The sequence below is a fragment of the Halobacillus sp. ABR2_026 genome (assembly GCF_056158545.1).
Genome location: NZ_JBSWTM010000001.1, coordinates 2662773 through 2683624, shown reverse-complemented (window position 1 = coordinate 2683624; position 20852 = coordinate 2662773). Strand labels below are relative to the sequence as shown.

General features: G+C 41.9%; 20 protein-coding genes. 16 read left to right on the top strand and 4 right to left on the bottom strand.

What is annotated here, in order from left to right:
* Positions 1–729 precede the first annotated feature (729 nt).
* The gene (locus tag ACXADE_RS13985) at positions 730–957 is read left to right on the top strand and encodes a hypothetical protein (protein ID WP_474981064.1); all 228 of its coding nucleotides are present in this window, start codon (positions 730–732) and stop codon (positions 955–957) included.
* A gap of 44 nt (positions 958–1001) precedes the next feature.
* On the opposite strand, the gene ACXADE_RS13980 is transcribed toward ACXADE_RS13985, so the two are convergent.
* The gene (locus tag ACXADE_RS13980) at positions 1002–1682 is read right to left on the bottom strand and encodes an LbetaH domain-containing protein (protein ID WP_474981063.1); all 681 of its coding nucleotides are present in this window, start codon (positions 1680–1682) and stop codon (positions 1002–1004) included.
* Positions 1683–2082: 400 nt separating this feature from the next.
* On the opposite strand from ACXADE_RS13980, the gene ACXADE_RS13975 reads away from it, so the two are divergent.
* Complete coding sequence (locus tag ACXADE_RS13975; protein ID WP_474981062.1) at positions 2083–2292, top strand: hypothetical protein; 210 nt, start codon at positions 2083–2085, stop codon at positions 2290–2292.
* A gap of 280 nt (positions 2293–2572) precedes the next feature.
* Here the strand turns inward: ACXADE_RS13975 and ACXADE_RS13970 are convergent, their stop codons facing one another.
* Positions 2573–2962: a thiol-disulfide oxidoreductase DCC family protein gene (locus ACXADE_RS13970; protein ID WP_474981061.1), complete on the bottom strand. Its 390-nt coding sequence runs from the start codon at positions 2960–2962 to the stop codon at positions 2573–2575.
* 379 nt (positions 2963–3341) lie between these two features.
* On the opposite strand from ACXADE_RS13970, the gene ACXADE_RS13965 reads away from it, so the two are divergent.
* Positions 3342–3506 carry a hypothetical protein gene (locus ACXADE_RS13965; RefSeq protein WP_474981060.1) on the top strand — a complete coding sequence of 55 codons (165 nt, stop codon included), beginning with the start codon at positions 3342–3344 and terminating at the stop codon, positions 3504–3506.
* Positions 3507–3587: 81 nt separating this feature from the next.
* Here ACXADE_RS13965 and sda read toward each other — a convergent pair whose 3' ends face one another.
* The gene (gene sda / locus ACXADE_RS13960; RefSeq protein WP_202410038.1) at positions 3588–3734 is read right to left on the bottom strand and encodes a sporulation histidine kinase inhibitor Sda; all 147 of its coding nucleotides are present in this window, start codon (positions 3732–3734) and stop codon (positions 3588–3590) included.
* Positions 3735–4089: 355 nt separating this feature from the next.
* Here sda and ACXADE_RS13955 point away from each other — a divergent pair, with 355 nt between their 5' ends.
* The 9 genes from ACXADE_RS13955 to ACXADE_RS13915 all read left to right on the top strand — a co-directional run bounded on the left by ACXADE_RS13955 (position 4090) and on the right by ACXADE_RS13915 (position 16103).
* The gene (locus ACXADE_RS13955; protein WP_474981059.1) at positions 4090–5070 is read left to right on the top strand and encodes a tetratricopeptide repeat protein; all 981 of its coding nucleotides are present in this window, start codon (positions 4090–4092) and stop codon (positions 5068–5070) included.
* 145 nt (positions 5071–5215) lie between these two features.
* Positions 5216–6502: a trigger factor gene (gene tig / locus ACXADE_RS13950; protein WP_474981058.1), complete on the top strand. Its 1287-nt coding sequence runs from the start codon at positions 5216–5218 to the stop codon at positions 6500–6502.
* 327 nt (positions 6503–6829) lie between these two features.
* On the top strand, positions 6830–8107 hold the full coding sequence (gene clpX, locus ACXADE_RS13945; protein WP_474981057.1) for an ATP-dependent protease ATP-binding subunit ClpX: 1278 nt from the start codon (positions 6830–6832) through the stop codon (positions 8105–8107).
* 267 nt (positions 8108–8374) lie between these two features.
* Positions 8375–10705: an endopeptidase La gene (lon, locus tag ACXADE_RS13940; RefSeq protein WP_474981056.1), complete on the top strand. Its 2331-nt coding sequence runs from the start codon at positions 8375–8377 to the stop codon at positions 10703–10705.
* Positions 10695–11282: a ribosome biogenesis GTP-binding protein YihA/YsxC gene (gene yihA / locus ACXADE_RS13935; protein ID WP_474981055.1), complete on the top strand. Its 588-nt coding sequence runs from the start codon at positions 10695–10697 to the stop codon at positions 11280–11282. The genes lon and yihA overlap by 11 nt, the downstream gene beginning before the upstream one ends.
* A 414-nt stretch (positions 11283–11696) precedes the next feature.
* Positions 11697–12887: an IS110 family RNA-guided transposase gene (locus tag ACXADE_RS13930; RefSeq protein WP_474978960.1), complete on the top strand. Its 1191-nt coding sequence runs from the start codon at positions 11697–11699 to the stop codon at positions 12885–12887.
* A gap of 883 nt (positions 12888–13770) precedes the next feature.
* Positions 13771–14601, top strand: a complete 831-nt coding sequence (locus ACXADE_RS13925) for a transporter substrate-binding domain-containing protein (protein ID WP_474981054.1) — start codon at positions 13771–13773, stop codon at positions 14599–14601.
* Between the two features lie 136 nt (positions 14602–14737).
* On the top strand, positions 14738–15352 hold the full coding sequence (locus tag ACXADE_RS13920) for an amino acid ABC transporter permease (protein WP_474982233.1): 615 nt from the start codon (positions 14738–14740) through the stop codon (positions 15350–15352).
* A gap of 28 nt (positions 15353–15380) precedes the next feature.
* On the top strand, positions 15381–16103 hold the full coding sequence (locus tag ACXADE_RS13915) for an amino acid ABC transporter ATP-binding protein (protein WP_474982232.1): 723 nt from the start codon (positions 15381–15383) through the stop codon (positions 16101–16103).
* A gap of 98 nt (positions 16104–16201) precedes the next feature.
* Here ACXADE_RS13915 and ACXADE_RS13910 read toward each other — a convergent pair whose 3' ends face one another.
* Positions 16202–16681 (bottom strand): LiaF transmembrane domain-containing protein, encoded by a 480-nt coding sequence (locus tag ACXADE_RS13910; RefSeq protein WP_474981053.1) that lies wholly within the window; start codon positions 16679–16681, stop codon positions 16202–16204.
* 253 nt (positions 16682–16934) lie between these two features.
* Between ACXADE_RS13910 and hemA the strand changes: the two genes are divergently transcribed.
* The 4 genes from hemA to ACXADE_RS13890 are packed head-to-tail and all read left to right on the top strand — an operon-like array spanning position 16935 to position 20851.
* Positions 16935–18308 (top strand): glutamyl-tRNA reductase, encoded by a 1374-nt coding sequence (gene hemA, locus ACXADE_RS13905; protein WP_474981052.1) that lies wholly within the window; start codon positions 16935–16937, stop codon positions 18306–18308.
* Positions 18309–18320: 12 nt separating this feature from the next.
* A complete protein-coding gene (locus ACXADE_RS13900) occupies positions 18321–19139 on the top strand; it encodes a cytochrome c biogenesis protein (RefSeq protein WP_474981051.1) in 819 nt (272 codons plus the stop codon).
* Positions 19140–19157: 18 nt separating this feature from the next.
* Complete coding sequence (hemC, locus tag ACXADE_RS13895; RefSeq protein ID WP_474981050.1) at positions 19158–20087, top strand: hydroxymethylbilane synthase; 930 nt, start codon at positions 19158–19160, stop codon at positions 20085–20087.
* Entirely contained in the window at positions 20087–20851 is a 765-nt protein-coding gene (locus ACXADE_RS13890; RefSeq protein ID WP_474981049.1) for a uroporphyrinogen-III synthase, read from the top strand. Before hemC ends, ACXADE_RS13890 begins: the two co-directional genes overlap by 1 nt.
* The last annotated feature ends 1 nt before the right edge of the window (position 20852 follow it).

The window sequence follows — 20852 nt, the reverse complement described above, 5'->3', positions numbered from 1 at the left end:
CTAAAACAAGCGGTTATGAGCTCCTTCCATACGATGGAGATAAGGGATACAGCTCTCCATTTGTATAGTGAGCGCCTACTTCTGAAAGTAGTTTCGAGACACTTATATGGCAAAGGGGCGAAGGGGAATGGCGCGACTCCTATCTTAAGTGTTCATGCGCCTCGTACAGAAGCGAGGAACTCACACTAGCCGCTAGGCGCAGAAACCGGATATCTATGAGGAAGAGAGTGCTTGATGAGAACCCGCAGGACGTAGTCCGAGGAGGCTCACCGCGCTCCCGCGGAAAGCGAGTCATTCCCCGCAGCCCCTATCCACGCCACAGAAGTCTCGAAATCAAGTCTTCAACAATCCTGCTCCTTTAGCGAAAGGCTCCGTTTCGAGATAATAATCCAACAAGATTCAATGGTTGGATCGTGAAAGTAGAAAATCTAAAGGATTCGTCACTTGGAAATAAATACCCTTTTACCATCCTATCATTCATTGTCCCTTCCATCCGTTGATGCAAATATCAACACTGAACTTTAACAGAGTCTTATAAAAAACTGAAACCTATGTATGACATAGGTTTCAGCTTTTTATGTCCCCCCCACCTGACGTATAATCCATGTTCTGTACTAATTCAGGTAAGGTCTTTCCTTGATGAAAGAGGGAAGGTTTACGAATAGTGTAAGAGGGTAGTGAAATAAGAATTGGAATTTATTGTGTGTTGATTGTTTAGGAGGTGGGCATTTGGAAAAATATAAAGTCATCTTTCATTTTGGGTCTCCTGAAAACCCGGAACAAATGGTAGAGGCGGATGATGCTGAAAAAGCATTAATGAATATACCCTCAGATGGAATTCATTATTTCTCCGATGAAAAAGGAAGGTATTTTAAAGTGGACTTGGATAAAGTTCTGTTCATTTCAGTGGAGCATGCATCCAAAGCAATTGCAGGTCCGATTAATGCTTTCCGGTAAAGTCCCCGCTAAAGTAGTAGAACTTGTATAGAGGAAGGTTTTATTCATTTTATAGGAGAGCATTTGAACTTTGTACTGAAAAATTGTTGGAAATACGCGTCATCCCGGGATTTTATGATCAAGTTGGGGGAGGACCCGAAAACCAGACTGTTTGGAGGGATGTGACTATCTTTAACATATGATCTGGAAGAGATGATACAGTTGGTCCCTATACGAGTGTTTCCGATCACAGTAGCACCAGACAGGACAGCAACCTTAGGCTCAAATACTGGAAATATATTATCGTTATTTCCGATCGTTACATTCTGGGAGAAAATGAAATAATCCGCGTAATCAGCTCGTCCTAGAACTGATCCTACAGGATGATCAAGTGCGAAAATATCAGGTAATTCAACTTCATAGTAAAGGTCGAGCCCATTCAAGGCTTTGTTTAAACAGTACACCCGTTCGGCTAATGAAATAGCTCCGTATCTCATAAGCGTGTTGGATAAATAGTATAGAAAGACACAGTACTGTCCGGTGTGAAAGGGATTGAAGTATGTTCTCTCATCCTTGGTGTAGTATTTATTGTTATTGTAAGAAAAATTATAGCGAGTTCTTTCAACAGCCGTAATTATACATCTTTTTAATAGTAAAAACTCGGATTTTTGATGGAAGTAATAAAGGTTATGTAGTTGCTTGGCGCATAAGTTTGTAAGGTCATGAAGTGATAATTCCATCTTCATATTTGATCTCCTCTTTATATCTCTGGTCTGCTCAGAGTTCTTTTGTGTGGAATTCGTGCAAAGCAAGAGAATCGATACTCCTTTAAAATACGCGAACGGCATACCATTTAGTAGTCATTTATTGAAATTAATGGGACCTAATAAAGGTGGAAATTTATGTCCTTTCGCCGACTTCGTAACAAACTATTTTGTAGAGAGTTGAGTAATGGAGGGAAGAGAGCTTGAATAAAGAATGGAGAGCATCACAATAAGGAAGATAGTCTGAAATTAATTTCATTTAGTCAAAGGATGTTAGATTTTGATCATATATTTTATAGAACCTTTGAAACAATCATGGAAAGAATGTAGAGAATGTTGGCTTCGTAGTAAAAGGGAATCCAATATAGCAAAAGCTAACTTCATGACTCTTACTTACTCCAATGCCTTTTTTATGGTCGTTTCCAGCATGGCTCTTTATGCGAGCCTTTATGCGATTATCGGGGGAATTGTGATTCATCCTTACAGCTTTTTAGCATTAGCATCGGTCCTGCCATTTGTTCTTATAGCTATGGTGTTTAGAAGAAAGTACTATCCTAAATTTAAAAAGCATTATCTTAAAAATGTTACATAATACATGGGTGTAGTGTTGTGAGATGAAAATAACTCTCCACCTTTATTTATTTTTACACGGGGATGCTCATTGTTCCAAACGTTGTATAAACAATAGACTTCTGTAGCAGCATTGCGGCGGTCGGAATTCGATGATTATGAGATCTTCCTGAGGAATATGATATTGATTATAATGTGGGAGTGTGTGCTCTTAGGTAGGAAATAAGTAAGGAGAGAACAGTGCTCTGCTTATGTAATGAGACTAAAAGAAGCGTCCAAGGGATTTGGACGCTTTTAATATTTCATAAGAAACGTTTCCTGATCTCTGGTGAAGGAAGATAACAAGTCTCTTGCTTTCCGAACCACCTGTAGCGATTCTTAGATAGGAAATTATATGCCCGATCTCTGATGGGCTTAGGAATGAGCGTTAATAAAAATCCTACTTTCCAAAAGCCTTGTAAGCTTTTACATATTCTCAAAGCAGCTGTTGAATGAAGGTAAGCCTTTGAACCTTCAAGAAGGATGAGGCTGTCGAATTCTTTTAGAGATTGATGTTTCCTCAGAAAAGCCTTTCCGGCCTTGCTTTGTTGAGAAGCAAATTTAAAACGCCCTTCAGGATCTCTTTTAATAATGAACTGTACACTCTGATTACAAAAATGGCAGTCCCCGTCGAATAGGATAATTCGCTCCATATCTAATCACCTCTGCCCACATTTTATCATGGCAGGTTAATGATTCATAAAAAAGGTTGGTTCAGGGGAGGCACGTGCGGCGTTTCCTTCATACGCTATGGTGTAGAGGAGTGATTCATTTGATAGCGTTTGTCTATATCGTTATCGGGCTGTTTTTTTGCTTCCAACAAAAAGAACCGATGGACCAGAGTAGAGAAGAACGATCTTTATATATGTTTGTTTTATTAGGGTGGACGATTCTTTGGCCATTATTCTTAATTCATTTGTTATTTAGAGGCAAATGAAGGGAACGGAACATGGATTTAACTCACATATAACGCCCTTAGGTCACACACAATAGAAATGGCTTCAATGCCAAGTGATTTGAGGAGTGATCAGGATGGAAAAGAAAAATGTTCAATGGTTACCGGTTGTCGCTTCCATCGGGATCGGTGCTGCCACCTACAGCATGATGACTGGTCAGGCAGGGCAGTTACAAAATGTCATCCCTGGCATTGCAAAAATGTCCGGGCAAAAACAGAATACACCGACCTCTAATCAATAAAGAAAGAGGGAGTGCTATAGCACTCCCTCTTTCCATCTTCTTCTATAAAAACGCAACCTCATTGGGCCGTTTGGTGTCTATTCATGTCAGTTGGAGATTTTCTTTAGGCAATTCCATAGAACGCTTATCAATTTCCTTCGTCAGTAAGTGGACGAATTCATCATCTAATTGAAGTTTCACGGACTCTATGTACGTTTCCAGCAATGTTTGATCATCAAGCAATGACAAAACGATACATCTCCTTATTCATTTTAATTTTCGGTATATTTTTTATTCACATTCACTTATTTTAGCAAAAAAACCGAAATCATCATGAGTAAAAAGTCCTGTTTTTGAGAATAAAAAACAAATTTTGTTCAAAGCTCGACGAAAAAAATTTTGAAGGGGAAAAACCTGTGTCGACCCTTGTCTGCCCTCCATGAATGATGGAAGAGATCGTAACCTTTGCATTAGGAAGAGGTATATTCTTTGTGTTTAGATTGAATATACTTTAGTATATCCTAATAAGCTGAATGAACAGAGGTTTGAAAAACATACAATAAGGATAAAATGAGGAAGTAGTAATGCTAGGGAAGGGTGTCTTATGGAAAATAAAAACGGGAATCTCGTGATGTTCCCTAAATGGAAAACTACTCTTGAGCGAGTAGGGCTTGAAGCCTTGAAAGACAAAAGGTATAAAGATGCAGCAGAAGCATTTGAACCACTTTTGGAATATGGGGCTGCCAGTACGGATGTCATGACTGGACTTTTAATGAGTTGGATTGAACTCGGTTTTTTTGATGAGGCTGAAGAATTGTGTGAGAAACAAATGAAAGAAGATTATGATCAATATTACCATTATTTACATATCTATATCACGATTTTATTTCAAAGCAATCAATACGAAGAAATTATTAACTTGCTGGAAGAAGTATTCGAAACAGAGGATATCCCTCACCAAAGTCGTACGCAATTATGGCAGATGTATGAAGTGAGCCGGAAACTTCTTGAGGATCGTCATAAGGAAGTGGGTACGAAATTCTTTGATGAGTTAATGGATGCTCTGGAAACTGATGATATACATAAGCAATGGCGGTCTGTACAGCAATTAAAAGAACAATCCCCAGAACCTTTTGCAGAAGAGCTGCAAAAGGTATTAAAGGATGAATCTGTTCATCCGATTCTTAAATCTGCGATTTTGGAATGGTTTAGGGAAAAGGATTGGGACCAGGAGGTTACCATCAATAAATTTGGTAAGACGGCCGTAGTGATACCGGGTGAGTTGACCCAGCTCCATTCGGACTATATTATAAAACAGATTCAAATGCGCCTCGGTCAGGTGGAACAAAACAATCCGACAATGTATGAAATGATCAATCGATTTCTATATCATTATTGTTATGTCAGATATCCGCTCTTTCCGAACGAAAAGGAAGTTCCCGCTCTTGTAGAAGCATTAAAACAATTGGGGCATGAATATTTGCAGATCCCATTATCTTCAAAAGAGGATTTAGAAAACGTTGAACATTATAAATCAGAAATTGAACTATGTGAGCAACATTACGTATTAATAGCAGGGGAATAAATGAGCAGGTCTCGGCTTGAAAGGCTGTAGGATTATGTTATAATGTAGTGGTTGCAAACGAGATTCGTATGTAAAAAGAGTCATAGAATCATCAGATCATCGTCTTCGGACGAAATGAATGAATAGATGTTGGAGGGAATTTTTTATGTCAGCAAAATGGGAAAAGCAAGAAGGCAATCAAGGTACTTTGACTGTAGAAGTATCTGCAAGTGAGTTCGATAAAGCACTTGACCAGGCCTTCAAAAAAGTAGTCAAGCAGGTACAGGTACCTGGTTTCCGTAAGGGTAAAGTACCACGTAAACTTTTCGAACAGCGTTTCGGAGTGGAGTCCCTTTATCAAGATGCTCTTGATATCGTTCTTCCACAAGCTTATACAGAAGCTGTTGAAGAGACAGGGATCGAGCCTGTCGATCGTCCGGAAGTAGACGTTAAACAAATTGAACAAGGTCAAGATCTTGTCTTTACTGCTGAAGTAACTGTAAAGCCTGAAGTTAAATTGGGTGATTATAAAGGGCTTGTAGTTGAAGAGCAGGATACAGAAGTAACAGATGAAGATGTTCAAAACGAACTGAAGCAAATGCAGGAGCGTCAGGCAGAGCTTGTCGTTAAAGAAGATGCGGCTGTTGAAAACGGCGACACAGTCGTTATGGATTTTGAAGGTTTCGTTGATGGCGAAGCATTCGAAGGCGGCCAGGCAGATAACTATTCCCTTGAAATTGGTTCAGGCTCCTTCATTCCAGGATTCGAAGAACAGCTTGTTGGTAAAAAGGCTGGAGAAGAGACCGAAGTAGAGGTTACTTTCCCAGAGGAATACCACGCTGAAGATCTAGCTGGTAAAGCTGCTACATTCAAAGTGAAGCTTCATGAAGTGAAAGGGAAAGAGCTTCCTGAGCTTGATGATGAGTTCGCAAAAGATGTCGACGAAGATGTCGAATCTTTGGAAGAACTTCAAACGAAAACTCGTGAGCGTCTGGAAGAACAAAAGAAAACAGATGCTGAAAACAGCAAGCGCGACAGCTTGGTAACTCAGGCTTCTGAAAATGCTGAAGTTGAAGTTCCGGATGCCATGGTAGACACTGAGCTCGACCGTATGGTTCAGGAATTCGAACAGCGCCTGCAAATGCAAGGCATGACTAAAGACATGTACTTCCAGTTCACTGGTCAGGATGAAGACGCTCTTCGCGAACAAATGAAAGAAGATGCAGCGAAGCGTGTGAAAACGAACTTGACGCTGGAAGCAATTGCTGAAGCGGAAAATGTTGAAGCTTCTGAAGAAGATGTAAACGCTGAACTTGAGAACATGGCTTCCATGTATCAAACAGATGTTGCACAACTGACACAAATGCTTGGCGGAAACACGGACATGATCAAAGAAGATCTTAAAGTGCGCAAAGCTATTGACGTTCTAGTTGCAAATTCTAAAGCTGAATAATAAACTAAGAAGACAAGGTGCACCTGTACCTTGTCTTCTCATATATTTCTATCTAACAGAGTATATAGGAAGAGTATAATGGAGAAGATAGTTGATACTTCTCTGTATGTTTACATACAATAGTAATGGTGCTTCATCGTTTGACTTATCTGTAGTTGAATTACATAATGAGGATGGTGCAAGAAAAGATGGGCACACCTCTGAAAAGGTATTGCTTTTTTGTTTGAAGTTAATCTGATATGATGGGCAAAAGAAGTTGACACGTTGACGTCGTATCATGAAACTTCAGTCGCAGCGATTGCGTCATTATAATAAGGGGTGAAACGTATGTTTAAATTTAACGATGAAAAAGGACAATTGAAATGTTCTTTCTGCGGAAAAAGTCAGGAACAAGTCCGTAAGCTCGTAGCAGGACCTGGCGTATATATATGCGATGAATGTATTGAGCTTTGTACAGAAATCGTTGAAGAAGAGCTTGGTAATGAAGAAGAAGTGGAATTCAAAGAGGTACCGAAACCTCAGGAAATCCGTGAAATTCTCAGTGACTATGTCATTGGGCAGGATCAAGCGAAGAAGAATCTGTCTGTAGCGGTGTATAATCACTACAAGCGTATCAATGCAGGTGTAAAAAATGATGATGTAGAACTTGCGAAAAGTAACATCCTCATGCTGGGACCTACCGGTAGTGGTAAAACCCTTCTTGCCCAAACATTGGCACGTATTCTTAATGTTCCATTTGCCATTGCAGACGCTACGTCATTGACGGAAGCAGGGTATGTTGGGGAAGATGTTGAAAACATCCTGCTCAAGTTGATTCAAGCTGCGGATTATGATGTAGAGAAAGCTGAAAAAGGGATCATCTATATCGATGAAATCGACAAAGTGGCCCGAAAGTCAGAAAACCCTTCCATCACGAGAGATGTGTCAGGTGAAGGTGTACAGCAAGCCCTTCTTAAAATCCTTGAGGGTACACAAGCGAGTGTGCCTCCGCAGGGCGGCCGTAAGCATCCTCATCAAGAATTCATCCAGATCGATACTACAAATGTCCTGTTCATCGTCGGAGGAGCTTTCGATGGCATTGACCAAATCATCAAACGTCGTTTAGGTCGCAAAGTTATCGGCTTCGGTTCTGAACAAGCGGCGGATGAAGCAGAGAAAAAAGAATTGCTTACGAAAGTACTTCCTGAAGATTTACTGAGCTACGGGCTAATTCCGGAGTTCATAGGACGTCTGCCTGTTATCGGAAGTCTTGAGCAACTGGATGAGGAAGCATTGGTAGAAATTCTGACAAAACCAAAGAACGCCCTCGTCAAACAATATCAGAAGCTATTCCAAATCGACCACGTCGAATTGGAGATGGAAGAAGAAGCGCTTCGTGAAATTGCACGTCTAGCCATTGAGCGTAAAACAGGTGCACGTGGACTGCGCTCAATTATTGAAGGAATCATGCTGGATGTTATGTATGAACTTCCATCCCGTGATGATATCGAGAAGTGCATCATTACAAAAGATACCGTTACGGCTGAGAATGGACGCCCTAAATTGGTATTAACAGACGGCACTGTTGAAGATGAGAATAAACAATCTCCTAAAGAGAGTGCGTAAATCTTAAGGAATAAAAATCTGAGAAGCCGTGCTACGAATGTGAAGTAGCACGGCTTCTGTGTTATGGCTTATAAATGCTTTCAGTAGCGGTACATAGGCATGAAAGGCAGGTTTCTGTCCATAATAAAGTACCATAGGAGTGAACCCCTTGACCGGTGATTGTTAAGGGATTTCGGTGTTGGAATGAATGGGTGCCGTTTCGTTTACTTTCCATGTACATTTATATATGATGAAAATACGTAGTTGCAATAATCGGAGGTGCAAGATATGACGGACAAACAGAGAAAAAAGATACCTCTACTTCCTCTAAGGGGACTGCTCGTTTACCCTTCTATGGTCCTTCATCTTGATGTCGGACGCGAAAAATCAGTACAAGCCCTGGAACAGTCGATGATGGATGATAATGAAATTTTTCTTGTCTCACAAAAAGAAGTAAACATTGATGAACCATCGAAAGAAGACCTTTACGATATTGGAACGATTGCCAGGGTGAAGCAAATGGTTAAGTTGCCAAACGGTACCAATCGCGTGCTTGTTGAAGGTTTAAATAGAGCCCGGGTTGAAGAATTGGTAGACGATGAAGATTTCTATCATGCCAATATTCTGGTCATTGAGGATGAACATGCAGATAAAAACGAAGAAGAAGCATTGATGCGGACGTTGATGGACCAGTTCGAAAAGTTTGTCAAAGTTTCCAAAAAAGTAAGTCAGGAAACGTTCAACACAGTTTCCGATATTGATGAGCCAAGTCATATGGCTGATATGGTAGCCTCCCACCTTCCTGTAAAACTAAAGGAAAAGCAGGCAGTTTTGGAAACCGTAAATGTTAAAGAGCGTCTGAAAAAACTCGTAGATATGATCGGTAATGAACGGGAAGTTCTGCAAATCGAGCAAAAGATCGGTAAACGAGTGAAAAAATCGATGGAAAAGACACAAAAAGAATACTATTTACGTGAACAGATGAAAGCCATTCAGAATGAGCTTGGCGATAAAGATGGAAAAAGCGGTGAGGTAGCACAGCTGAAAGAAAAAATCGAGCAAGCCAGCATGCCGGAACGTGTCGAAGAAGTCGCTTATAAAGAGCTTGGAAGGTATGAAAAAATCCCTCAAAGTTCTGCAGAAAGTTCCGTCATCCGTAACTATATTGAATGGCTCGTTTCTCTTCCTTGGTCGGAAGAGACGGAAGACAATCTCAATGTAAATCGTGCGGAGAAGATCTTGGATGAGGACCATTATGGCTTGGAAAAAGTAAAAGAGCGTGTACTGGAATACTTAGCCGTTCAAAAGTTAACCCAGACGATCAAGGGTCCTATTTTATGTCTTGCTGGCCCTCCTGGAGTAGGGAAAACCTCCCTTGCCAAGTCTATCGCCAGGTCCATCAACCGGAAGTTTGTCAGAATATCTCTAGGTGGAATTCGGGATGAAGCTGAAATTCGTGGTCACCGGAGAACCTATATTGGGGCTATGCCTGGACGGATCATTCAGGGAATGAAACGTGCAGAAACCGTAAACCCGGTCTTTTTACTGGATGAAATTGATAAAATGGCTAGTGATTTCAGAGGGGACCCGTCTTCTGCTATGTTGGAAGTCCTTGACCCGGAGCAGAATGGAACGTTCAGTGACCATTTTATTGAAGAGAATTACGACTTATCAAAGGTTATGTTCGTTGCGACAGCCAACAACATATCCAACATCCCGGGCCCATTGAGAGACAGGATGGAAATCATTACAATTGCCGGTTACACAGAAGTTGAGAAAGTCCATATTGCTAAAGAGCATCTCCTTCCAAAGCAGGTCAAGGAGAATGGTTTGAAGAAAGGTCAACTGCAGCTGCGTGATGATGCCCTGTTGAAATTGATCCGGCGATATACGAGAGAAGCAGGCGTCCGCGGATTGGAGCGGGAACTGGCAAGCCTCTGCAGAAAAGCGGCTAAAATCATCGTATCAGGCGAAAAACAGCGGGTTGTCGTGACTGAAAAGCAGCTGGAGGAACTACTCGGGCGTCCGAAGTTCCGGTATGGGCGTGCAGAGCTGGAAGATCAAATCGGGGCTGCTACCGGACTGGCTTATACGACCGCTGGTGGTGATACGTTATCGATTGAAGTTTCAATCTATCCTGGTAAAGGAAATCTTACATTGACCGGAAAATTGGGAGATGTCATGAAAGAATCTGCGCAGGCTGCTTTTAGTTACATTCGTTCCAGAGCGGATGAGCTGCACATTGACCCTGAATTTGTGGAGAAGAACGACATTCATATTCACGTTCCGGAAGGTGCCACCCCGAAAGACGGACCTTCTGCCGGGATTACGATGGCCACTGCGCTCGTATCAGCATTGACGGGACGACCGGTACGGAAAGAAGTTGGGATGACAGGAGAGATCACCCTGAGAGGTCGGGTTCTGCCCATTGGTGGTCTGAAAGAGAAGTCTTTAAGTGCTCACCGGGCAGGTTTGACTAAAATTATCATACCTGATCAAAATGAAAAGGACTTGGAAGACATTCCAGAGAGCATCAAAGAAGGTCTGACTTTTGTTCCTGTGAAGCATTTGGATCAAGTTTTAGAACAAGCACTAACGGAGGCCATACATGAAAGTTAATTCTGCAGATATCGTCATCAGTGCGGCGAGTAAGAAGCAGTATCCAAAAGCACCTATTCCTGAAATTGCACTGGCAGGAAGATCGAATGTAGGCAAGTCCTCATTCATCAATAAGATGATCCAAAGGAAAAACCTGGCGAGAACTTCGTCAAAACCAGGCAAGACTCAAACCTTAAATTTTTACATTATCAATGAGCAATTCCATTTTGTCGATGTGCCTGGATATGGCTATGCGAAGGTTTCAAAGAAAGAACGGGCAAAATGGGGCGAAATGATGGAAGAATATTTTGCTGAGCGTGAACAATTGAGAGCGACAGCATTAATCATTGATATTCGTCACAAGCCTACAGAAGATGATCGACTGATGTACGATTATTTGAAGCATTTTGAGCTGCCTGTTATGGTTATCGCAACCAAGCTTGACAAGATTAAAAAAGGTCAACGCAGCAAGCAGTTAAAATTGATTAAGGACGTCTTGGAGATGGAAGAGGAAGATGCATTGATTCCTTTTTCCTCAGAAACAGGGGAAGGTAAAGATGTCGCTTGGAAGACGATGCTTTCTCATTTAAATAGGTGAACACAGAACCACTTCTCAAAAGAGAAGTGGTTTTTTATATATGGCCTCGAAACGGAGCCTTTCGCTAAATGGCAGGATTGTTGAAGATTTGATTTCGAGATGGTTCGGGGTTCGTTATCGTGTGGAGTGCCAGGGGTGGCTGGGAAACTACTCGCTCGTATATTATAGTTACCAGATCATTTCTGGTGGACCTCACTACCTTCTTACGAGGTATAATGAGGGCAATCAGATGGAGGTGTCGACGCCTCGCTTGAAGCCATGTCTTCGTAGGAAAGAATGACACCTCCCTCTTTACAGGATAATCCGTATAAGCTGGATGACACGTCGTTGTCGTATATCTAACGAGCCTGGATACTTGTAAAGATTCGGAGGAACCCTCCCATCTGGTAATTATTACAGGGCAGGTGGATTTTCTTGTATTATCTCGGCATTGATATTGGGAAACAGAACCATGAGGCTGGTTTAATTGATGAACATGGACAACCGATAGGTAAAACCGTACGTTTCTCTAATTCCAAATCAGGGAGCGACAAACTTCTAAATTTTTTAAATCAACACGAGATTACACCAGATAATTGCGCATGTGGACTTGAGGCCACGGGTCATTACTGGTTATCCGTCTTTTCATTTCTACATAAGCTTGGATTTAAAGTAACCTCGTTCAATCCTCTACAATCCGATGCCTTACGGAATTTTTATATTCGTAAGACGAAAACAGATGAACGAGATGCGTACCTCATCGCTCAGGTTATCCGGATTGATAACCCGGAGGCTACCCCATTTATTGAAGATGACCTCCTTCAGTTAAAGAACTTGGAGCGACTTCGCTATTCTTTAGTGGACCAAAGTTCAGATATCAAACGAAAGATTATTTCTCTTCTCGATCAAGTGTTTCCGGAATATGAACGTTTGTTTTCCGATACTTTTGGTGTATCTTCTACCGAAGTTCTCCTTCATTATCCTTTACCTGAAGACCTTCTATCTATTGATACAAAAAAACTGGCTGAGCTCCTAAATCAAGCTAGTAAAGGAAGATACGGCGAGCGTCGTGCTCAGGAAAAGGCAGATCAATTGAAAGAAAAAGCACAGGAAAGCTTCGGCATATCCATAGGAGGAGAAGCATTTCGGGTGCAGATTCACATTCTCCTTGAACAACTATCCCTCTTGGACCGACAAATTAGCGAGATAGAAGCATCGCTCATAGAGCTTTCAAATCGCCAGGAGCACTACTTAACTACAATTATCGGTATTAGCGATGTTCTTGCGGCAGCCATATTAGGGGAGATCGGTTCCATCGACCGTTTTGAACGTCCTGAACAACTCGTTGCCTTCGCAGGATTAGATGCTTCTGTACACCAATCAGGCAACTTCCAAGGAAACAGGATGAAGATGTCGAAGAGAGGGTCTCCTTACCTCCGTCGTGCCATATGGCAAGCCGCTTTTGTCGCTAGCTTTCAAGATCCTGCTTTGTCTCAGCACTATAAAAAGCTAAGAAAACGAGGGAAAGCCCACGGAACAGCCGTGGGAGCTGTAGCCCGTAAGCTGACCCACATTATCTTTGCGATATTAAGGGATAAGAAGCCTTACGAGTCTCGCCCGAAATAAAGTCATAACAGAAAAGAGCTAAAAGCTTTTAAATGCCTCTTCCAAGAGGTTTATTTGGCATGGAGACAAAAATGCTTCATAAAGGATAATGAAATTTCACTTTACAACCTTGACTTTTTATAGCTGGTCTTTCCTGTGGGGGAGTGCCGAGCTTCCTCGGGCTTATCGCCCTGCGGGATCTCGCCGATCTCCTTTCTCCCACGGGAGTCTCGCAGCTTCCCAACCACCCCATTCGATCATGCGAGAAACGAACCCCTTTACCAACGTTGGGTGGTCTTCCATTACCCCGGTTGTTGTAAGCATAAAACGCTATGTATCAAGCTTTCCGGGTTCTAGCCCCTCGGTTTGGGCGTATGATCCTTATTCTCTCACCAACTAGAATAGCGGATGATTCATGAAGGGGTTTCGAGACCCTGATCTAGCCAAGGGGCGGAGGGGGATGGCGAGACTCCTGCGGGAAAAGAGTGCTGGGTGAGACCCCGCAAGGCGTAAGCCTGAGGAGGCTCACCGCGCTCCCGCGGAAAGCAAGTCATCCCCCGTAGCCCCTAACTCCCACACAAACATCTCGAAGCTGAGTCTTCAATAAAAGGGAGCTTAAGTTAAATAAGCTAAATATAAAATTGGAATTTCCTTTTTGCAGTAATATCAACACTAAACTTTAACAGAGCCTTATATATAAGGCGGGTGAAATCTATCAAATGAAAGGAAAACCATGCATTTATAAGAATGGTAGGGAATAAAGAAGGTCAATCTCCTTATCTACTGGATTCGGCATTTTTTGGACTTCCTTTAATTTTGGGAATTATTAGATAACTGACTATAATTTAAAGTATCGCTAATATTACAGAAAGATGACAAATGGATAAAGGGGAGAATTTTGGTGATGAAAAAATATCTTTTACTGACCACCCTGAGCCTTTTCATGGCGCTGGTCCTTACGGCTTGCGGCGGAAGTGATGATGAAGGAGAAACTTCAGGGGATACTAATGAAAGTGAATCCAGTGATAATACGGAAGAAACGGCTTATGACCTCGTGGAGGATGGAAAATTCACATTTGCTGCTTCTGGTGAGTTCCGCCCGTTCAGTATGACGGATGCAAGTGGTGAAATGACAGGTTTTGATATTGATGTAGCTAACGCTATTGCAGAAGAATTGGGATTGGAACCTAACCCTCAAAAGCAGAAGTTTGCAAGTATAGTCGAAGGTGTGAAGACCGCCCGTTTTGATGCTGCTGTAGCAAGTCACACCATTACAGAAGAGAGACAACAGGAAGTGGATTTCTCTACCCCATATTATTATTCAGGTGCACAGATTTTCACACGTGCGGATAGTGATGTAGAGAAATTAGAAGACCTTGAAGGAAAGGAGATTGCTATTTCCAAGGGATCTACGTACAGCACCTATGCCGAAGAAGTTACGGATAACATTAAGACTTATGATAGTGATGTTGTCGCTCTGCAGTCACTTGCAAAAGGCCGTCATGATGCTGTTATTACAGACTTTCTAACAGGGAAAGAAGCATCTGGTGAAGGTTTGGAGATTGAGGCGAAAGAGATGATCGAACGCAGTGAACAGGCAGTCGCTGTTTCAAAAGAAAACGAAGCTTTACTTGAAGAGATCAATGCAGCTCTAGAAACACTTCGAGAAGATGGAACACTAGCTGAAATCAGTAAAGAATACTTTGGAGAAGATATTACGACCCTTCCAGAGTAAACCATCGTTTTTCAGTTAAAGACCGGAGTCAAAAGAGTGCGCAGTGAGCGTGCTCTTTTTGACATTATAGAGGAGTTGAAGTCAATTGTATTTGTATTCTGCTAACTTTTGGACAGCATTGATTGATAGCAGGGGGATGTTTTTTGAAGCGGCACAAATGACGCTGGCCCTAACTGCTGTATCTATACTAATCGCCATATTTATAGGACTTTTATTCGCCTTTATGAAAATATCCAAAATCAAACCGTTAGAATGGCTTGCGAATATTTACATTTACGTGGTCAGAGGTACGCCATTGATTGTACAAATTTTCGTTTTCTATTACGGATTGACAGAAATTTGGATTATCAGTGGGTTTTGGTCTGTAGCTCTGGGACTTGCGTTCCACAATGGTGCGTATATAGCAGAGATTTTTCGTGGGTCTATTCAGTCGATTGGAAAAGGCCAAACAGAAGCCGGCCGTTCCTTGGGAATGAGTGGAACGCTTACAATGCGGAGAGTCATTCTTCCGCAAGCGTTTAGACGTGCGTTGCCTCCTTTAGGGAATCAGTTTATCATTGGTTTGAAAGATTCATCTTTAGCGGCTTTCATCGGTGTATCAGAAATTTTCGCAGTAGCCACTACTCAAGGTGCTAATACATTCGACTACATGACCTGGCTGCTTGTCAGCGCGGTATGGTACTTGATTCTTGTATTCCTTCTGACTCTTGTCGTAGGAGCAATCGAGAAGAAAATGGCCGTGAGTGACTAATAGAGGAGGAAAGCAATTGTCAGAACAAATGATCCGAGTCAATAAATTAAATAAATCGTTCGGAGACCTGCATGTATTGAAGGATATCGACTTCCACGTAGGGGAAAGTGAAGTGGTCGTTCTCATAGGGGCGAGCGGTTCCGGTAAAAGTACAATGCTCCGTTGTTTGAATTTCCTGGAAATGAAGAACAGTGGTGAACTTTATATTAAAGGGAAACAAATCGATCCTAAAAAAGATAATTTAAATGAAGTACGCCAGCAGGTAGGAATGGTTTTTCAACACTTTAACTTATTCCCTCATATGACCGTGCTTGGCAATGTCATGGAAGCACCTACCCAAGTGAAACGTCTATCAAAGAACCAGGCAAGAAAAGAAGGGAAAGAACTCTTGGAAAAGGTTGGTCTCGGAGATAAAGCAGATGTCTATCCATCCAGGTTGTCAGGTGGACAGAAACAAAGAGTGGCCATTGCACGGGCGCTTGCCATGAAACCGGAAATCATGTTGTTCGATGAACCGACTTCTGCTCTAGACCCTGAACTTGTAGGAGAAGTTCTTGCTACGATGAAGGATCTTGCCAAAGAAGGAATGACCATGGTCGTGGTTACACATGAAATGGGATTCGCAAGAGAAGTTGCGGATCGCGTTGTTTATATGCATGATGGTAAAATTGTAGAGTCAGGGGCTCCGAAGGATCTCTTTGAAAATCCAAAAGAAGAGAGGACTCAGGCTTTCTTGAGTTCCATTTTATAAAAGAGCTAAATACCTTATAACCATTAAAGAGAGCAATGAATCAAACGCCTGAAGCATATTCAGGCGTTTGGTTTTTGTCTAGGAATCTTTTGAGATATTTATTTTTTCTTTAATAGATAGACGCCAAATCCTACAAGTACGAGCGGCCAGAAACGTTCAATCAGTTGGAATGCTCCTTGGATCCATTGGAACCAGACAGGATTAGTGGGTGCAAATAAAGCGAACAACCCGATCCCGAGCAGAATCAAAGCGGGAACTAAGCCGCTTTTCGCCTTCCTGTAATGAATAAGAAAGGCCGCTCCTACTATGAGCAGGTACATTCCCCAATGATCCTGCCAAACAGGGAGATAGCGGACAGCTGTATAGTGGATACCGAACCCAGCGAGCAGGACACCGGTAAACAACGATGAATGATCCTTGGTCCAGGAACTATGGACTAAAAACGCCACACCTATTATCAATACTAGAGTAGGCCATGAGTAAAATGGAAGCAGTTCGGGTATATTGAGATGACGAAGGAAGTAGTACATACCTAAACCAATGAAGAGCAGTCCGATCAGTGAATTTTGTTTATTCAAGTGAGATCACATCCTTTTCTATTATACAAAAATGTCGGATCCTTGCGATTTTGAGCTGGTTTTGGTATATTACAATCGGATTATAATTTAGAGTTTTTATAAATAAATCGTTACTATTTTCTAGTCCGTCTCATTTTTATCCTATCATAAGGGTTTCAAAATCTGTTCATATTTTTCAAGGAAAATTATTCGGGTTTTGTGCTATACTAGTGGATATGTGATAAGTCTTGAACGTTTACTGGGGGTAGATGAAATGCACATTTTAGCTATCGGTCTTAATTACAGAACAGCCCCTGTGGAAATTCGCGAGAAGCTCACATTTTCTGAAGAAGAGCTGACACAAGCGATGCAGCATCTCAACATACAAAAAAGTGTGTTGGAAAATGTGATTATTTCTACATGCAACCGTACGGAAATCTATGCGGTCGTGGATCAAATCCACACCGGCCGATATTATATTAAACAGTTTTTATCGGATTGGTTCAATATTGACAAAGAACAATTCTCTCCCTTCCTTTCCATTTACGAAACGGATGGAGCGATTGAGCATCTATTACGTGTAACCGCAGGACTTGATTCTATGGTACTCGGAGAGACTCAAATTCTCGGTCAGATGAAGCAGTCTTTTCTACAAGCACAAGACGCCGGAACCACAGGCACTATATTCAATCAACTGTTTCGTCAGGCGGTGACTATGGCTAAGAAAGGTCATAAAGAGACGGAAATCGGTGAAAACGCTGTCTCGGTCAGTTATGCGGCTGTTGAATTGGCGAGGAAAATTTTCGGGGATCTTGTTCATAAGCACATTGTGATTTTAGGTGCTGGAAAGATGGGGGAACTAGCCGCTAAAAACCTTCATGGATCTGGTGTCCGTAAAGTTTCTGTCGTCAATCGTACACTTGCTAAAGCGCAGACAGTAGCCGGTCAGTTTAATGGACATCCCCATACCATGGATGAGTTGGAGGATGTACTGGAAGACGCGGATATCGTGATCAGTTCTACTGGTGCTACGGATTATGTTATTACAAAAGAGAAGATGGAGCCTATTCATAAGAAGCGCAAAGGAAAGCCTCTTTTCTTCGTAGATATTGCTGTGCCTAGAGATCTTGACCCGGATATGGAAGGTTTGGAAAGTGTATTCTTATATGATATTGATGATCTTCAGGGAATCGTGGATGCAAACCTGGCGCTGAGAAAGCAGGCAGCAGAAGAAATCGAAATTATGATTGAAGCGGAAATCGTAGAGTTCAAACAGTGGTTACAGACGATTGGTGTCGTTCCTGTTATTTCTGCTCTACGTTCAAAAGCTTTAAATATACAGGCGGAAACGATGAAGAGTATTGAGAGAAAGATGCCGGAGCTCTCAGATCGTGAACGCAAAGTATTGAATAAGCATACGAAAAGTATCATTAATCAAATGCTGAAGGAGCCGATTTCTCAGGCTAAAGAAATGGGAGCTCAACCAGATTCAGAGGAGACGCTGCGATTATTCACTCAAATCTTCGGAATTGAAGAGCAGGTGAAACAAGAGGTACAGGCACAGGAAAAAAAGAACAGCGCAAAGGTGAAGAACCATACAGAGGCTCATGAGTCTATTACGACCATCAGCTCTGTAGCCCATTCATAAGGTGGAAGGTAAATGCTTGAATTAAAATGGGTTTACGAACTTATCCTTTTCTTATACGGATTGAGCATCATTGGATACTTCATCGACTTTGTACAGAATAACCGGAAGGCGAATATCACTGCCTTCTGGTTACTTAGTATGGTCTGGGTTTTACAGTCTTTCTTTCTATTATCGCAAATGTTTTTGAAAGATGATTTCCCAATCATGACGGTTTATGATGGTTTATACTTTTATGCGTGGATACTGGTGACATTCTCATTAATTATTAACAGACTTTTCAAGGTGGATTTTCTTGTATTTTTCACCAATGTTGTCGGGTTTTTAATTATGATTATCCATATTTCTACGAGGGCACAGAATGTACTGGAAAACAGAGGGGTGGCGCTCGTGAATGAACTTCTGGTCATTCATGTAAGTCTCGCTATCATCTCCTATGGTTTTTTTACGTTGTCGTTTATCTTTTCCATTATGTACTTGCTGCAGTATCGGCTGTTAAAGAAAAAGAAGTGGGATGCCAAGTTATTCCGCCTTGGAAATTTAACGAGACTTGACCACTTTTCTTACGTGGCAATCATTTTGGGCGTTCCCCTTTTACTCATCGCAATCATTCTTGGCATCGTCTGGGGTTATATTTCTACAGCCGCTTTTTATTGGTATGATTCCAAAACGCTTGGGTCCATGCTTGTGTTAGTCGTTTACATCGTTTATTTAATACTTCGAGTTTTAAAAGGATACCAGGGGCGTGCCATTGCTATATTCAATGCGGCAGCTTTTCTATTCTTATTGATCAATTTCTTTTTGTTTGGATCATTATCAAACTTTCATTTTTAGTATCGAGGAGGAAATGTTTTGAGAAAAATCGTCATCGGGTCACGTAAAAGTAACTTAGCGATCACACAAACGGAATGGGTGATCGAACAACTGAAGGAAATCGATTCATCCTACGAGTTCGAAATCAAACGAATTTCTACCAAAGGAGATCAAATCCTTGATGTTACCCTTTCGAAGGTCGGCGGGAAAGGTTTGTTCATTAAAGAGATCGAACAAGCCATGTATGATGGTGAAATCGATATGGCCGTTCACAGCATGAAGGATATGCCGGCTGTTGTTGCTGAAGGTCTTATGGTGGCGGCCGTACCTATTCGTGAAGACCACCGCGATGCTTTTGTCTCAAACGGAAATGTGGCACTTAAAGATCTCCCGGCAGGAGCTATCGTAGGTACAAGCAGCTTGCGACGCGGTTCTCAAATCAAAGCTGTTCGTCCAGATGTTGAAATTAAATGGATTCGTGGGAACATCGATACACGACTCCGTAAATGTAAAGAGGAAGAGTACGATGCCATCGTTCTTGCAGCTGCTGGTTTGAAGCGGATGGGCTGGGATGATGATGTGGTTACGGAATATTTGGAACCTGATGTATGTGTTCCTGCTGTAGGCCAAGGAGCTCTTGCTATTCAGTGTCGCGAGAACGATTCAGATCTGCGTGATTTTCTTCAAAAGCTAAACCATGAATATACTGAAACCACAGTATCTGCGGAACGGAAGTTTCTTCATGATCTAAACGGGGGCTGCCAAGTACCCATTGGTGGATATGCTTACCGTAAGGGTGAGGAAATTGTTCTGACAGCACTTGTCGGTACGCCTGATGGAAAGACGATCCTTCATGAAACGGTCTCAGGTAAAGACCCTATCCAAGTTGGAAAAGAAGCTGCCGACCGCTTGAAAGCACAAGGGGCTCAGGAAATCGTTGATCGTGCTAAAGAGGAGTATGAACAATAATGAAAGCTTTGCAAGGGAAGAGGATTCTCGTAACGAGAGCAGAGTCCCAAGCAGGTTCACTCATTGATGAAATAGAAGCAGAAGGTGGAGTCGTCCTGCACACTCCCCTTCTTCGCTTTAAATTGAATGATTCTAAGTCTCATCAAGAGACATTAAAACGACTTCATGACTATTCCTGGGTGTTTATCACAAGCGCGAATGGCGTGAAGTTTTTTTACGAACTTCTACGGAAATATAAAATCGATGTTCCATCTCACGTTAAATTTGCAATCATCGGGTCCAAAACGGAAAAGCGGCTAAATGATTATGGAGGTTCCGCAGATTTTACTCCAACTATTTTTCACGCGTCTTCCATGGGAGAAGAGTTTCTATCTGCTTATCCAGATCCAGGGACAATTTTATACATAAGGGGGAATCGTTCCAGGGACACTTTGCCGCGTATATTACGGGACAAGGGGGTATTTTTCCATTCCCTGACCGTATATGATACGCTACTATTGAAAGATGAAAAGGCAGAACTTCTCAGCTGGATCCAAGAACGTAAGATTGATGCATTAACATTTACCAGTCCGTCGACTGTCCGTGCTTATGTAGCTATGGTTCATGAAGAAGGGGGACAATTGCCCTGTTTCTGCATCGGGCCGACCACTGCAAAGGAAGCGGAAAAATACAGATTTACGAACATTCATACTCCGGAACAATATACGATCCCTCATTTGGTGAGCCAAATGAAAGACTATTTTTATAATGAAGGGAAAAGATAAC